The following is a 13,143-nucleotide window of genomic DNA, read 5'->3' on the forward strand; positions in this document are numbered from 1 at the left end:
CCTTGCCGGATCAGTTCCGCACCGGCTTCCCCGTACTCAACATCCCCATGATCCGTTCCTGCGTCTTCGGATGCACGATCAGCGAGCAGAACGCCTTGCGTTCCAGCGTCATCAGGTATTCCTCGGTCACGAGCGAACCCGCATCCACATCGCCGCCGGTCACCACATTCGCGATCAGGCTCGCGATGTGGAAGTCGTGCGCGCTGATGAAGCCGCCGTCGCGCATGTTCACGAGCTGCCCCTTGATCGTCGCGGCGCCGCTGCGGCCGGCCACGCGGAAGGTGCGGCGCAGCGGTGCGCGGTAGCCGGCGTCGGCCATGGCCTTCGCCTGCTGCAGCGCCACGTACAGCAGCTCGTCCTTGTTCGGCACGATCACGTCGCTGTCGAGCAAAAAGCCCAGCTTCTTCGAATCGAGCGCGCCGGTGCCGACCTTCGCCATCGCCGCAGCGGTGAAGCCTTCGGTGAGGAACGGCAGCAGGTCGGTGCCCGTCGAGGCCGATGCGTTCTCGGCCGCGCGACGCGCGATGTACGTCAGGCCACCCGCGCCGGGGATCAGGCCCACGCCCACTTCGACCAGGCCGATGTAGCTTTCCATCGCCGCCACGCGCTTGGCCGAGTACACGGCCAGTTCGCAACCGCCGCCCAGTGCCAGGCCGCGCACGGCCGACACTACCGGCACGCTGGCGTAGCGGATCTTGAGCATCACGTTCTGCAGCTCTTCTTCCGCGCCTTCGACCGCGCCGATGCCCGCGACCACGAAGGCCGGCAGCATCGCCTGCAGGTCGGCGCCGACCGAGAACATCTCGTCGGGCGACCAGATCACCAGGCCCTTGTATTCGGCTTCGGCCAGATCGACCGCCGCACCGAGTGCCTCGGCCACGTCAGGGCTGATGGCGTGCATCTTCGAGTGGATGCTCGCGATGAGCACTTCGCCGTCGAGCGTCCACACGCGCACATCGCCTTCGTCGCTGATCGTGGTGCCGGCCTTGTTGGCATCGGCTGCATTCGCGCCGAGCACGCTTTCGGGGAACAACTGGCGGTCATGCACCGGCAGCTTGCGTTGCGGAATGAACTGGCCTTGCAACGCGCTCCACGAGCCTTCCGGCGTGTGCACGCCACCGGCCTTGACCACTGCGCCTTCGAACACCCACTTGGGCAGCGGCACCGTGCTCAGCGCCTTGCCCGCGTCGATGTCTTCCTGAATCCACTTGGCGACCTGTGCCCAGCCGGCCTCTTGCCACAGCTCGAACGGGCCCTGCTTCATGCCGAAGCCCCATCGCATCGCGAAGTCGATGTCGCGCGCGCTCTCGGCAATGTCGGCCAGGTGCACGGCGGCGTAGTGGAAGCCGTCGCGCAGGATGGCCCAGAGGAACTGGCCCTGCGGTCCTTCGCTCTCGCGCAGCAGCTTCAGGCGCTCGCCAGCGGGCTTCTTCAGCATGCGGCCGTACACCTCGTCGGCCTTGGCGCCGGCGGGCACGTAGTCGCCGCTCTTCAGGTCGAAGCGCAGGATGTCGCGGCCGACCTTCTTGAAGAAACCGGCCTTGGTCTTCTGGCCCAGGTTGCCCAGCTCCAGCAGCTTGGCGAGCACCGGCGGCGTCGCGAAGTTGGCGTAGAACGGATCGGTCTCGGCGTTCAGGTTGTCCTGCAGCGTCTTCACGACGTGGGCCATGGTGTCCAGGCCCACCACGTCGGCGGTGCGGAAGGTGCCCGAGCTCGCGCGGCCCAGCTTCTTGCCCGTGAGGTCGTCCACCACGTCGGGCGTCAAGCCGAACTTCTCGACTTCCTTCAGCGTGGCCAGCATGCCGGCGATGCCGACGCGGTTGGCGATGAAGTTGGGTGTGTCGTGCGCGCGCACCACGCCCTTGCCGAGCATGCTGGTGACGAAGGCCTCGAGGTCGTCGAGCACCTGCGGCTGCGTGGTGGGCGTGTTGATCAGCTCCACCAGGAACATGTAGCGCGGCGGGTTGAAGAAGTGAATGCCGCAAAAGCGCGGCTTCAGCGCTTCGGGCAGCGCTTCGCTGAGCTTGGTGATCGACAGGCCCGAGGTGTTCGAGGCCAGGATCGAATGCTTGGCCACGTGGGGCGCGATCTTCTTGTACAGATCGAGCTTCCAGTCCATGCGCTCGGCAATGGCTTCGATGATGAGGTCGCACTCGCCGAGCTTGGCGAGGTCGTCTTCATAGTTGGCCTGCTCGATCAGCACGGCGTCGGCCACGTCGCCGAGCGGCGCAGGCTTGAGCTTCTTGAGGTTGTCGATGGCGCGCGTGACGATGCCGTTCTTCGCTGCACCTTGAGCGACAGCTCCGGTCGCGTCCTTCGCGGCCAGGTCGAACAGCACGACGGGCACGCGCACGTTGACGAGGTGGGCCGCAATCTGCGCGCCCATCACGCCGGCGCCGAGCACGGCGACCTTCTTCACTTGAAATCGGGACATGTTGCTTGGTATTTCTTGGATTGGTTGCGCGCAGGCTTGCTTACTGCACACGGTTCCAGGTTTGCGTACGCCAGAACGGGCCGAGGTAGCCGCGCACTTCGAGCTTCTTGCCGCCGTCGATGGGCGTGAAGCTCGCGCGGTATTCCTTGCCGTTCTCGGGGTCGAGGATCTTTCCGCCTTCCCAGACGTCCTTGCCTTCGGCCTTCTTGCCGCCGCGGATGATGTCCAGGCCCAGCATGGGCTTGCCCTTGCGGTCGTCGCTGCATTCATCGCAGACCGCGTCGGGCTTGGCGTCCTTCTTCAACGACTTCTCGATGCGCCCGAGCAGCGCGCCGTTGGTCTCGCCGATGCGGATCTCGGCCTTGACCTCGCCGGTCTTGTCGTCGACGTTGCGCCACAACCCCACCGGGGTGCTCTGGGCCATGGCCGAAACGGCGACGACGGAGGTGGCGGCGAAAACGATGGCTGCAACGAAGGTGGCTTTCATGTTCGGCTCCGGAAGAAGATGGAAAGAAGGACGTTAGGGGCTTCAGGCCAGTGCTGCGTCGGTGTCCATCAACACCTTGCTGCCCGCGCGGGCGGTGCGCATCAGCGTCAGGGTCTCGGGGAACAGCTTGGCGAAGTAGAAGCGCGCGGTCTGCAGCTTGGCGACGTAGAACGGGTCGGTGTTGCCGGCCGCGATCTCGCGCAGCGCCACTTGCGCCATGCGTGCGAACAGGTAGCCGAACACGAAGTGGCCAGCCACGCGCAGGTAGTCGACAGCGGCGGCGCCCACTTCGTCGGGGTTCTGGAAGCCCTTGAAGCCGATCTCGGTGGTGAACTTGGTGAGCTGGTCGCCCAGCATCGCGATCGGGTTGATGAACTCGGCCATCTTCTCGTTCACGCCTTCTTCTTCCACCAGCTTGCCCACGAGCTTGCCGAACTTCTTGAGCGAGGCGCCGTTGTTGCCCAGGATCTTGCGGCCCAGCAGGTCCAGCGACTGGATGGTGTTGGTGCCTTCATAGATCATGTTGATGCGGTTGTCGCGCACGAACTGCTCCATGCCCCATTCCTTGATGAAGCCGTGGCCGCCGAACACCTGCATGCACGAATTGGTCGCGATGTGGCCGTTGTCGGTGATGAAGGCCTTGACGATGGGCGTGAGCAGCGCGACCAGCTCGCCGCTGTCCTTGCGCACCTTTTCGTCGGGGTGGTTGTGTTCCTTGTCGAGCAGCAGCGTGCAGAAGATCTGCAGCGCGCGGCCGCCTTCGGCAAAGGCCTTGGCGGTGAGCAGCATCTTGCGCACGTCGGGGTGCACGATGATCGGGTCGGCTTCCTTGTCCTTGGCCTTCACGCCTGAGAGCGAACGCATCTGCAGGCGGTCCTTGGCATAGGCCAGTGCATTTTGATAAGCCACTTCGGTCAGGCCCAGCGACTGGTTGCCCACGCCCAGGCGCGCGGCGTTCATCATCACGAACATCGCGGCCAGGCCCTTGTTGGGCTCGCCCACCAGCGTGCCGGTGGCGCCTTCGATCACGATCTGCGCGGTGGCGTTGCCGTGGATGCCCATCTTGTGCTCCAGGCCGGCGCAGAAGATCGGGTTGCGGCCGCCGAGCGAGCCGTCGGCCTTCACATGGAACTTGGGCACCACGAACAGGCTGATGCCTTTGCTGCCCTTGGGCGCATCGGGCAGGCGGGCCAGCACCAGGTGAATGATGTTGTCCGTCATGTCGTGCTCGCCGGCCGAGATGAAGATCTTGCTGCCGGTGATGCGGTAGGTGCCGTCGGCCTGCGGTTCGGCCTTGGTGCGCAGCAGGCCCAGGTCGGTGCCGCAATGGGGTTCGGTCAGGCACATGGTGCCGGTCCATTCGCCGCTGGTGAGCTTGGGCAGGTAGGTCTTCTTCTGTTCTTCGGTGCCGTGGGCCTTGAGCGCTTCGTACGCGCCGTGCGAGAGGCCGGGGTACATGGTCCAGGCCTGGTTGGCGCTGTTGAGCATTTCGAACAGGCACTGGTTGACCACGAAAGGCAGGCCCTGGCCGCCGAAGGCCGGGTCGCACGACAGCGCCGGCCAGCCGCCTTCGACGTACTTGGCGTAGGCGTCCTTGAAGCCCTTGGGCGTCTTGACTTCGTGCGTGGCCTTGTCGAGCACGCAGCCTTCTTCGTCGCCGCTGATGTTCAGCGGAAAGGTCACTTCGGCGGCGAACTTTCCGGCCTCTTCGATCACCGCATTGATGGTGTCGGCATCGGTCTCGGCATGGGCCGGCAGCGCCTTGAGTTCCTCGGTGACGTTGAGCACTTCGTGCAGCACGAACTGCATGTCACGCACGGGTGGGTTGTAGGTAGGCATCCGGAACTCTCCTGGTCGAAGCTAGATAAAGGGAAGAAAGGAAAAAACGAAAGGGGGCGGCCCGCCCGCTCAGCGCACGGGCTTGAGGCGGCGGGCGGCAGGTGCGGCGGCCTCGGCCTTCGGGGCGTCGGGCGTGGCGCTGCGCGCGAGGATGTTGTCGAAGCCGATATTGGCGCGGCCGATGGAGCCGGGCACCTGCAGGAAGCGGGCTTCGTAGTGCAGCGCGAGGATCAGGCCGTGGATCTCGAACGCGACCTGGCGCTCGTCGGCATCGGCGCGCAGATGGCCTTCGGTCTGCGACTGCACGATGGCGCGCAGCACGGCCGCCTGCCAGATGCTGACCGACTCGACCAGCGCATCGCGCACGGGGCCCGGGCGGTCATCGAATTCGGAAGCGCCGCTGATGTAGATGCAGCCCGAGTCGATTTCGGTCGAGGTGCGCTTCATCCAGTTGGCGAACATGGCGCGCAGGCGCGGCAGGCCGCGCGGCGCCTTGAGCGCGGGAAAGAACACCTCTTGCTCGAAGCGTGCGTGATACTCGCGCACCACCGAGATCTGCAGTTCCTCGCGCGAGCCGAAGTGGGCGAAGACGCCCGACTTGCTCATCTTGGTGATTTCGGCCACCGCGCCGATCGAGAGGCCCTCGAGCCCGATCTGCGCGGCCAACGCCAGTGCGGCGTCGACGATCACGGCCTTGGTCTGCTGGCCCTTCTGGGCAGCCCGGGCTGGCTTGGCGGAAACGGCTGTGGCGGTCATCGTGGAATTCCCAGACAAAAACGAACGGTCGTTCTATTTTGCAGGGGCTTTGCACTTTTGGCTGCCAAAGTCCTTCAGTTATAGAAGGTTAATTTGAAGCAGATGTGAAGCGAGCGCCGTGCACGCGAGGTGCAGGCGCTCTTGCTTCCGGGCCGTCGCCGGCCCTCTTTCGATCAGAACTCCTGCGACACCGGCCGCAGCACCACTTCGTTGATGTCCACGTTCGCCGGCTGTTCGACCGCGTAGACGATGGCGCGCGCCACCGAATCGGCCGGGATCTGGTTCGCGTCGTAGAAGGCCTTCACGCCCGCCGCGCTCTCGGCATCGCTGCTGCCGAACTTCAGTTCCGAGTCGACCGCGCCGGGCGACACGATGGTCACGCGCACGCCGCTGTTGCCCACTTCCACGCGCAACCCTTCGGAGATGGCGCGCACCGCGTGCTTGGTCGCGCTGTAGACCGTGCCGATGGGCGTGAACACCTTCAGCCCGGCAATCGACGCCACGTTGACGATGTGCCCGCTGCCCTGCGCCTGCATGCGCGGCAGCACCGCGGCGATGCCGTAGAGCACGCCCTTGATGTTGACGTCGATGGTGCGGTCCCACTCGTCGACCTTGAGCTTGTCAATGGGCGACAGCGGCATCACGCCCGCGTTGTTGACCAGCACGTCGATGCGGCCGAAAGCCTCGACGGTGGCTGTTGCGAGCTTTTCGAGGTCGGCGCGCTTCGCGACGTCGGTGGCCACGGCGATGGCTTCGCCGCCGGCTTCGCGGATCTCGGCGACGACCTTGTCGAGCCGGTCGGTGCGGCGCGCTGCAAGCACCACCTTCGCACCGCGTGCGGCCAGGTGGCGCGCGGTCGATTCGCCGAGCCCGCTGCTCGCGCCGGTGACGATGGCGACCTTGCCCTTGATGTTGTCTTGAACGGATGTCATGGGGATTTCCTTTGGCGGTGTGTTGAAGAAGTGCATGCAGTGTGGAAAATCCACGCGTTCCCGTAAATGAAACTCTGACGACTTCAGAATTCGCAATTCAGGAACACTCACCCTCTTGAGAAAGTCGCCACCATGTCCAACCGCCTCGAAGCCCTGCGCGTGTTCTGCGCCGCCGCCGATGCCGCCAACTTCCGCGAAGCGGCCGCCAGGCTGTCGGTGTCACCCCAGGTCGTGACGCGCGCGGTGCGCGAGCTGGAAGAAGAGCTGGGCGAGCCGCTGTTTCACCGAAGCACGCGCGGCGTGCAGCTCACGGACTTCGGGCTGCAACTGGCGGAACGCGCGCGGGTGGCGGTGGTCGGCGTCGACGATCTCTTTCACCGCACCGACCGGCGCGCCCTCTCGCAGCATGCGGGCACGGTGCGGGTCACGGCCCCGGGCATCTTCGGGCGGCGCTTCATTCCGCAGGCGCTGGCGCCGATGCTGGCCGCGCATCCCGGCCTCACGCTGGACCTGCGCGTGGCCGAAGAACACACCGACGTGGTCGGCCAGCAGATCGACATCGGCGTGCGCGTGGGCCCGCTGCGCGATTCGCGCTTCGTGGCGCGGCCGGTGGGCAAGATGGCGCTGCACGTGGTGGGCGCGCCGGAACTCATCGCGCGCACGGGCGTGCCGAAGAACCTCGATGCACTGGCGGCGATGCCGCTCACTTCGTTGATCAACCGCAAGTCGCGGCGGCCCTGGCCCTGGGTCTTCAGCAAATCGCGGCAGGTGCAGGTGCCCTCGCCCGCCTTCGTCACCGACGACTACGACGCCGAATGTGCCGCCGTGCTCGCCGGGCTGGGCTTCGGCCAGCTCATCGCGCCGCTGGTCGAGCCCTGGTTGCCGTCGGGTGCGCTGGTGCCGGTGCTGGAAGCCGATTCGCCGGAGCCGTGGCCGATCTACGTCTATCGCGCGCAGCGCGCACCGGTGCCGGCGCGTGTGCGGCTGGTGTACGACGAGCTGGTCCGCGTGCTGGGCTGAACGGCCTGTTGCGGCTATTGCGGGCGTTGCGCCCGCTGCCACGCGCCGGGCGTGAAGCCGAACTGGCGCGCGAAGATGCGCGTCATGTGGCTCTGGTCGGCAAAGCCGCTGTCGGTGGCGGCATGCGCAAGGCTCGTGCCCTGGCGGATCAGCTTGCGTGCGCGCTCGGCGCGCTGCAGCACGAGCCATGCGTGAGGCGGCACGCCATAGCTTTTCTCGAAGCGGCGCAGCAACTGGTACTTGCTCAGGCCGGTCATCGCCGCCATGTCGGCCAGCGTGGGTGGGTTGAGCAGATCGTCGGCCAGCCGTTCGCGCACCTGCCGCATATCGGCCGCCGCTTCGCTGCCGGGTGAGGCGGTGGCGTGGCCATCGAGCAGCAGGCCGCAGACCTCGACCAACGACTCTTCGCAGGCCAGCGATTCCACGCTGTTCAGCACAGGTGCGGCGTGCCAGTCGTCGAGACGCACGAACAGGCGCCGCAGCGTGTCGCCAAGCCGCGCATCGCTGATCACGGGCCGCGTCAGTTCCACGTCGATGCCATCGTCCACATCGCCCTTCATGCCGGCGATGACGACCGGGTCCAGGTACACCATGCGCCAGCGGCGCGAGGGGCCGCCCAGCGGCTGGCCGTCATGCACCTCGCCCGGGTTGGTGGTGATCAGGTCACCGGCATAGGCGTCGACCTTGCCGCGTCCGCTGGCCGAGCGCTGGGCGCCGTGCTCCAGCAGGCCGAGTCCGTAGGTCGCGTGCCAGTGCCGGCCATAGTGGCGGGCACTGTCGATCAGGGTGCCGTGCACCCCCTCCCAGGGGGTTGCGAACACCAGGCTGCGATGGTCCGGGGACGCCTTCATCCGCCGGATGATCGCAGACACCGGGCGCGGGCGCGTTGCACGCCCGCAGCCAGGGTCTTCAGAGCTTGAAGGGAACCACTTCCTGGCGCTGCTCGCCCAGGCCTTCGATGCCCAGCGTCATCACGTCGCCCTTCTTCAGGAACAGCGGCGGCTTCATGCCCATGCCGACGCCCGGAGGCGTGCCGGTGGTGATGACGTCGCCCGGCATCAGCGTCATGAACTGGCTCACGTAGCTGACGATCTTGGCCACGCTGAAGATCATGGTCTTGGTGCTGCCGGTCTGCACGCGCTTGCCGTTCAGGTCGAGCCACATCGCGAGCTTCTGCGGGTTCTCGATCTCGTCGCGCGTCACCAGCCAGGGGCCGAGCGGGCCGAAGGTGTCGCAACCCTTGCCCTTGTCCCATGTGCCGCCGCGCTCGATCTGGTATTCACGCTCGCTGATGTCGTTGATGGTGCAGTAGCCGGCCACGTAGTCGAGCGCGCTCTTTTGCGACACGTAGCGTGCGCGCGTGCCGATGACCACGCCGAGCTCGACTTCCCAGTCGGTCTTGACCGAGCCTTTGGGCAGCATCACCGGATCGTTCGGGCCCTGGATGCAGCTCGTGGCCTTGGTGAACACCACGGGCTCTTTGGGCACCGGCAGGCCGGACTCGGCTGCATGGTCCGCGTAGTTCAGGCCGATGGCGATGAACTTGCCGACGTTGACCACGGGGCTGCCCAGACGCGGCTTGCCCTTGACCAGCGGCAGCTTGTCGATCTTCTGCTTGCGCAGCTTGGCAATGGCGGCGTCGCCGAGCTGGTCGGGACCGATGTCCTTGACGATCTCGCTCAGGTCGCGCAGCTTGCCGTCGCTGTCGATGAGGCCGGGTTTTTCCTTGCCGGGGTTGCCATAGCGGACGAGTTTCATGCTTTCCTTTCAGTGCATTGAATTGACTAATACGTGGAGCGGCCACCGGAGAGGTCAAAGACCGCGCCGGTGGAAAAAGAGCAGTCTTCGGTGCAGAGCCAGCCGACCATCGCGGCCACCTCTTCCACCGTGCCGAAGCGGCCCATCGGGATCTTCGAGAGCATGAAGGCGATGTGCTCGGGCGTCATCTGGTCGAAGATGGCCGTCTTCACCGCAGCGGGCGTCACGCAGTTCACGCGGATGCCGGTGTCGGCCAGCTCCTTGCCGAGCGACTTGGTGATGCCGATGACGGCCGCCTTGCTGGCGCTGTAGGCGCTGGCGTTGGGGTTGCCGTCCTTGCCTGCAACGGAGGCGATGTTGACGATGCGGCCGTAGCCTTGCTTGCGCATCTGGCCGATCACCTCGCGGCAGCAGAGAAACACGCCGTTGATGTTGACGTCCATCACCTGGCGCCAGTCGTCCACCGGGTAGTCCCACAGCTTGACGTTCGGGCCGGTGATGCCGGCGCTGTTGACCAGCGCATCGATGCGCGAGGCATGCGCCAGCGTGGCGGCCACGGCCTTGGCAACCGACGGCTGCTGCGACACGTCGACCTTCAGCGCGAAGGCTCTGTCGCCGAGCGATTGCGCGGCCTGATTCGCGGCGGCTTCATCGCGGTCCCACAGCGTGACGCTGCCGCCCGAGTCCACCAGCCGCTGCGCGATGCCGAAGCCCAGGCCCGTGGCGCCACCGGTGACGACCGCATGCCGACCCGCGAAGTCGAGCTGATTCATATGGTGATCCCGCCATCGACGGCGAAGTACTGGCCTGTCGCGAAGATCGACTCGTCGCTGGCGAGGAACACCACGACCGGTGCGATCTCTTCGGCCTGTGCAAGCCGGCCCATGGGCTGGCGCGCGATGAAGGCCTTGCGGGCCTCCTCGGGGTCGGCGTTCGCGTTGATGCGCTCACCCAGCGAGGGCGTGTCGACCGTGCCCGGGCACACCGCATTGCAGCGGATGCCCTTCGTCACGTAGTCGGCCGCCACGCTCTTGGTGAGCCCGAGCACCGCCGCCTTGGTGGTGCCGTAGACAAAGCGGTTGGGCAGCCCCTTCATGCTGGAGCACACGCTCGCCATGTTGATGATGCTGCCGCGCCCGGCCGCCAGCATGCCGGGCAGCACGGCCTGGATGGTCCACATCTGGGCACGCACGTTGAGGCTGAAGGCGAACATCAGGTCGTCGTCGCTGGCCTGCTCGATGGTGCCGTTGTGCACCACGCCCGCGCAGTTGAAGAGCACGTCGAGCGTGGGCAGCTGCGCCACCAGCGCGCCGATGGCGGCCTTGTCGAGCACGTCGAGCTTGAGCGCGGTGACGTTGGCCACGCCCGCATAGCGTTCGAGCAGCTTCTCGTTGACGTCGGTGGCCCAGACGCGCGCGCCTTCGGCCGCGAGCGCCAGCACGCTGGCATGGCCGATGCCCTGGCCGGCGGCGGTGACCAGCGCGGTTTTTCCCTTCAGTCTCATCGTGTCTCCTGCATGCGAACGGGCCTGGCGGCCGGCGGATTCGGGTTTGGCCCAATGGGTGGCGCGGAGGGTGTATCGTATTCTGAATTGGCCTTACCACTTGTCCAATTCAGGACAACCCTTAACCCCTTCGACCTCGTGCCGCTCCAGACCGTAGAACCCCAGCGCCTTTATCGCCAGATCGCCGACCAGCTCCGGGGCCTCATCGGCAAGGGCGAGTTCGATGTCGGCGCGCGCATTCCCGCCGAGCGCGACCTCGCCAAGCAGTTGGGCGTGAGCCGGCCATCGGTGCGCGAGGCGCTGATTGCGCTGGAGGTGGAAGGCTGGGTCGAGATCCGCACCGGCTCGGGCGTGTACGTGCTCGACCGCTCGCACCGCACCAGCACGCCCGCGAGCGGCGCCGAGTGGGGCCCGCTCGAAATCATCCGGGCACGCCGCATGGTGGAGGGCGAGACCGCCGCCACCGCCGCGCAGCACGGCAAGCGCAAGGACGTGGACGCCATGCGCCGCGCGATCCAGATGATGCGGGAGCTGGCCGCGCGCAACGAGGTGCCGCACGAGGGCGACCGCGCTTTCCACCTGGCCATCGTCAACGCCTGCGGCAACGTGGTGCTGACCGAAACCGTGCAGGCCTTCTGGGAGTCGCGGCAGGGCCCGATCTTCGCCCGGATGATCGATTACTTCGAGACCATGGACTCGTGGCAGGCCGCCATCGGCGAGCACGAAGCGATCCTCGCCGCCATTGCCGCGCGCGACCCTGTGGCGGCGCGCGAGGCCATGCACCAGCACATGGACAAGTTCCACCAGCGATTCAGCGCAAGCTGGCGCCGCACCAAGGCCTCCTGAAAAACACGCCAGCCCTACAGCCAGCAGATTCCCACCATGACTCCCTACATCAGACTCCACCCCGCCGATGACGTCGTCATCGCGCGCGCCCAGCTGCTCGGCGGCACCACTGTCGAGAACGTCGCTGTGCGCGGCCTGATCCCGCCAGGCCACAAGGTCGCGATGCGCGCCATCTCGCAAGGCGAGCCGGTGCGCCGCTACAACCAGATCATCGGTTTCGCGAGCAAGCCCATCGCCGCCGGCGAGCATGTGCACACGCAGAACCTGAACATGGGCCCCGACAAGGGCGACTTCGAACGCGACTACGCCTTCGGCGCCGATGTGAAGCCCGCGCCCGCCAAACGCGAAGCCACCTTCATGGGCATCAGGCGCGCCGATGGCCGCGTGGCCACGCGCAACTACATCGGCGTGCTGACCAGCGTGAACTGCTCGGCCACGGCCGCCCGCGCGATTGCCGACCACTTCTCGCGCAAGACCAACCCGCAGGCGCTCGCAGCGTTTCCGAACGTCGATGGCGTGATCGCGCTCACGCACGGCACCGGCTGCGGCATGGACACGCAGGGCATGGGCATGCAGATCCTGGAGCGCACACTCACGGGCTATGCCACGCATCCAAACTTCGCGGGCGTGCTGGTGGTGGGCCTGGGGTGCGAAGCCAACCAGATCAACGCCTGGCTCGCGACCGGCCACCTGGCCGAGGGCGAGAACTTCCGCACCTTCAACATCCAGGACACGGGCGGCACTCGCAAGACGGTCGAGAAGGGCGTGGCGCTCATCAACGAGATGCTGCCGCGCGCCAACGCGGTCAAGCGCGAGCCCTGCAGCGCGGCGCACATCACCATCGGGCTGCAATGCGGCGGCTCCGATGGCTACTCGGGCATCAGCGCGAACCCGGCGCTGGGCGCGGCGGTCGACCTGCTGGTGGCGCATGGCGGCACGGCGATCCTGAGCGAAACGCCCGAGGTGTACGGCGCCGAGCATCTGCTGACGCGCCGTGCAGTGAAGCGCGAGGTCGGCCAGAAGCTGGTGGACCGCATCAAGTGGTGGGAGCACTACACCGCCATCAACGAAGGCGAGATGAACAACAACCCCTCGCCCGGCAACAAGGCGGGCGGGCTCACCACCATCCTCGAAAAGTCGCTGGGCGCGGTCGCCAAGGGCGGCACCAGCAACCTCGAAGCGGTGTACGAATACGCCGAGCCCGTGACGGCGCACGGCTTCGTCTACATGGACACGCCGGGCTACGACCCGGTGAGCGCCACGGGCCAGGTGGCCGGCGGCGCCAATCTCATCTGCTTCACCACCGGGCGCGGCTCGGCTTATGGCTGCGCGCCTTCGCCTTCGCTCAAGCTCGCGACCAACTCGGCGCTGTGGCAGCGGCAGGAAGAAGACATGGACATCAACTGCGGCGAGATCGTCGACGGCACGGCCTCCATCCAGGAGATGGGACAGCGCATCTTCGAGATGGTGCTCGCCACGGCGTCCGGCGCGCACTCCAAGAGCGAGCAGCACGGCTACGGGCAGAACGAGTTCGTGCCGTGGCAGGTCGGCGCGGTGATGTGAACTG

Annotated in this window: 12 protein-coding genes; 3 read left to right on the forward strand and 9 right to left on the reverse strand. The window is 66.5% G+C overall.

All coding sequences use genetic code 11. From position 1 onward, the window contains the following. Window positions 1-10: 10 nt before the first annotated feature. From ACSFB7_RS08170 to ACSFB7_RS08190, 5 genes are all read right to left on the reverse strand, one after another. Window positions 11-2,434 (reverse strand): 3-hydroxyacyl-CoA dehydrogenase/enoyl-CoA hydratase family protein, encoded by a 2,424-nt coding sequence (locus ACSFB7_RS08170; RefSeq protein ID WP_435468846.1) that lies wholly within the window; start codon window positions 2,432-2,434, stop codon window positions 11-13. A gap of 40 nt (window positions 2,435-2,474) precedes the next feature. Next, window positions 2,475-2,921, reverse strand: a complete 447-nt coding sequence (locus tag ACSFB7_RS08175; protein WP_093244104.1) for a DUF2147 domain-containing protein — start codon at window positions 2,919-2,921, stop codon at window positions 2,475-2,477. Between the two features lie 42 nt (window positions 2,922-2,963). Next, window positions 2,964-4,760: an acyl-CoA dehydrogenase C-terminal domain-containing protein gene (locus ACSFB7_RS08180; protein ID WP_435468848.1), complete on the reverse strand. Its 1,797-nt coding sequence runs from the start codon at window positions 4,758-4,760 to the stop codon at window positions 2,964-2,966. A gap of 69 nt (window positions 4,761-4,829) precedes the next feature. Then, a complete protein-coding gene (locus ACSFB7_RS08185) occupies window positions 4,830-5,516 on the reverse strand; it encodes a TetR/AcrR family transcriptional regulator (RefSeq protein ID WP_435468850.1) in 687 nt (228 codons plus the stop codon). Window positions 5,517-5,689: 173 nt separating this feature from the next. Continuing rightward, complete coding sequence (locus tag ACSFB7_RS08190; protein ID WP_435468852.1) at window positions 5,690-6,448, reverse strand: SDR family oxidoreductase; 759 nt, start codon at window positions 6,446-6,448, stop codon at window positions 5,690-5,692. Between the two features lie 132 nt (window positions 6,449-6,580). Here ACSFB7_RS08190 and ACSFB7_RS08195 point away from each other — a divergent pair, with 132 nt between their 5' ends. After that, complete coding sequence (locus ACSFB7_RS08195) at window positions 6,581-7,468, forward strand: LysR family transcriptional regulator (RefSeq protein WP_435468853.1); 888 nt, start codon at window positions 6,581-6,583, stop codon at window positions 7,466-7,468. Window positions 7,469-7,482: 14 nt separating this feature from the next. On the opposite strand, the gene ACSFB7_RS08200 is transcribed toward ACSFB7_RS08195, so the two are convergent. Genes ACSFB7_RS08200 through ACSFB7_RS08215 form a run of 4 tightly spaced genes read right to left on the reverse strand, consistent with a single transcriptional unit; the run spans window position 7,483 to window position 10,730 of the window. Then, complete coding sequence (locus tag ACSFB7_RS08200; RefSeq protein WP_435468855.1) at window positions 7,483-8,319, reverse strand: helix-turn-helix domain-containing protein; 837 nt, start codon at window positions 8,317-8,319, stop codon at window positions 7,483-7,485. Window positions 8,320-8,377: 58 nt separating this feature from the next. Further along, window positions 8,378-9,226, reverse strand: coding sequence for a fumarylacetoacetate hydrolase family protein (locus tag ACSFB7_RS08205; RefSeq protein WP_435468857.1), 849 nt, complete (start codon window positions 9,224-9,226; stop codon window positions 8,378-8,380). A gap of 26 nt (window positions 9,227-9,252) precedes the next feature. Further along, complete coding sequence (locus tag ACSFB7_RS08210) at window positions 9,253-9,999, reverse strand: SDR family NAD(P)-dependent oxidoreductase (protein ID WP_435468859.1); 747 nt, start codon at window positions 9,997-9,999, stop codon at window positions 9,253-9,255. Next, on the reverse strand, window positions 9,996-10,730 hold the full coding sequence (locus tag ACSFB7_RS08215; protein WP_435468861.1) for an SDR family oxidoreductase: 735 nt from the start codon (window positions 10,728-10,730) through the stop codon (window positions 9,996-9,998). Before ACSFB7_RS08215 ends, ACSFB7_RS08210 begins: the two co-directional genes overlap by 4 nt. Window positions 10,731-10,868: 138 nt before the next feature. Here ACSFB7_RS08215 and ACSFB7_RS08220 point away from each other — a divergent pair, with 138 nt between their 5' ends. Both ACSFB7_RS08220 and ACSFB7_RS08225 read left to right on the forward strand, forming a co-directional pair. Continuing rightward, window positions 10,869-11,576, forward strand: a complete 708-nt coding sequence (locus ACSFB7_RS08220; RefSeq protein ID WP_435468863.1) for a FadR/GntR family transcriptional regulator — start codon at window positions 10,869-10,871, stop codon at window positions 11,574-11,576. Window positions 11,577-11,612: 36 nt separating this feature from the next. Beyond that, entirely contained in the window at window positions 11,613-13,139 is a 1,527-nt protein-coding gene (locus ACSFB7_RS08225; protein WP_435468865.1) for a UxaA family hydrolase, read from the forward strand. Window positions 13,140-13,143 lie beyond the last annotated feature (4 nt).

Origin of the sequence: Variovorax raffinosi, assembly GCF_051216615.1 — a bacterium.
GTDB lineage: Bacteria > Pseudomonadota > Gammaproteobacteria > Burkholderiales > Burkholderiaceae_C > Variovorax.

What these genes read in the sequence shown, in the direction of transcription:
- ACSFB7_RS08175 (WP_093244104.1), bottom strand. Translation starts at nt 2,921, where the DNA reads ATGAAAGCCACCTTCGTTGCAGCCATCGTTTTCGCCGCCACCTCCGTC.
- ACSFB7_RS08185 (WP_435468850.1), bottom strand. Translation starts at nt 5,516, where the DNA reads ATGACCGCCACAGCCGTTTCCGCCAAGCCAGCCCGGGCTGCCCAGAAG.
- ACSFB7_RS08180 (WP_435468848.1), bottom strand. Translation starts at nt 4,760, where the DNA reads ATGCCTACCTACAACCCACCCGTGCGTGACATGCAGTTCGTGCTGCAC.
- ACSFB7_RS08205 (WP_435468857.1), bottom strand. Translation starts at nt 9,226, where the DNA reads ATGAAACTCGTCCGCTATGGCAACCCCGGCAAGGAAAAACCCGGCCTC.
- ACSFB7_RS08170 (WP_435468846.1), bottom strand. Translation starts at nt 2,434, where the DNA reads ATGTCCCGATTTCAAGTGAAGAAGGTCGCCGTGCTCGGCGCCGGCGTG.
- ACSFB7_RS08195 (WP_435468853.1), top strand. Translation starts at nt 6,581, where the DNA reads ATGTCCAACCGCCTCGAAGCCCTGCGCGTGTTCTGCGCCGCCGCCGAT.
- ACSFB7_RS08215 (WP_435468861.1), bottom strand. Translation starts at nt 10,730, where the DNA reads ATGAGACTGAAGGGAAAAACCGCGCTGGTCACCGCCGCCGGCCAGGGC.
- ACSFB7_RS08225 (WP_435468865.1), top strand. Translation starts at nt 11,613, where the DNA reads ATGACTCCCTACATCAGACTCCACCCCGCCGATGACGTCGTCATCGCG.
- ACSFB7_RS08190 (WP_435468852.1), bottom strand. Translation starts at nt 6,448, where the DNA reads ATGACATCCGTTCAAGACAACATCAAGGGCAAGGTCGCCATCGTCACC.
- ACSFB7_RS08210 (WP_435468859.1), bottom strand. Translation starts at nt 9,999, where the DNA reads ATGAATCAGCTCGACTTCGCGGGTCGGCATGCGGTCGTCACCGGTGGC.
- ACSFB7_RS08200 (WP_435468855.1), bottom strand. Translation starts at nt 8,319, where the DNA reads ATGAAGGCGTCCCCGGACCATCGCAGCCTGGTGTTCGCAACCCCCTGG.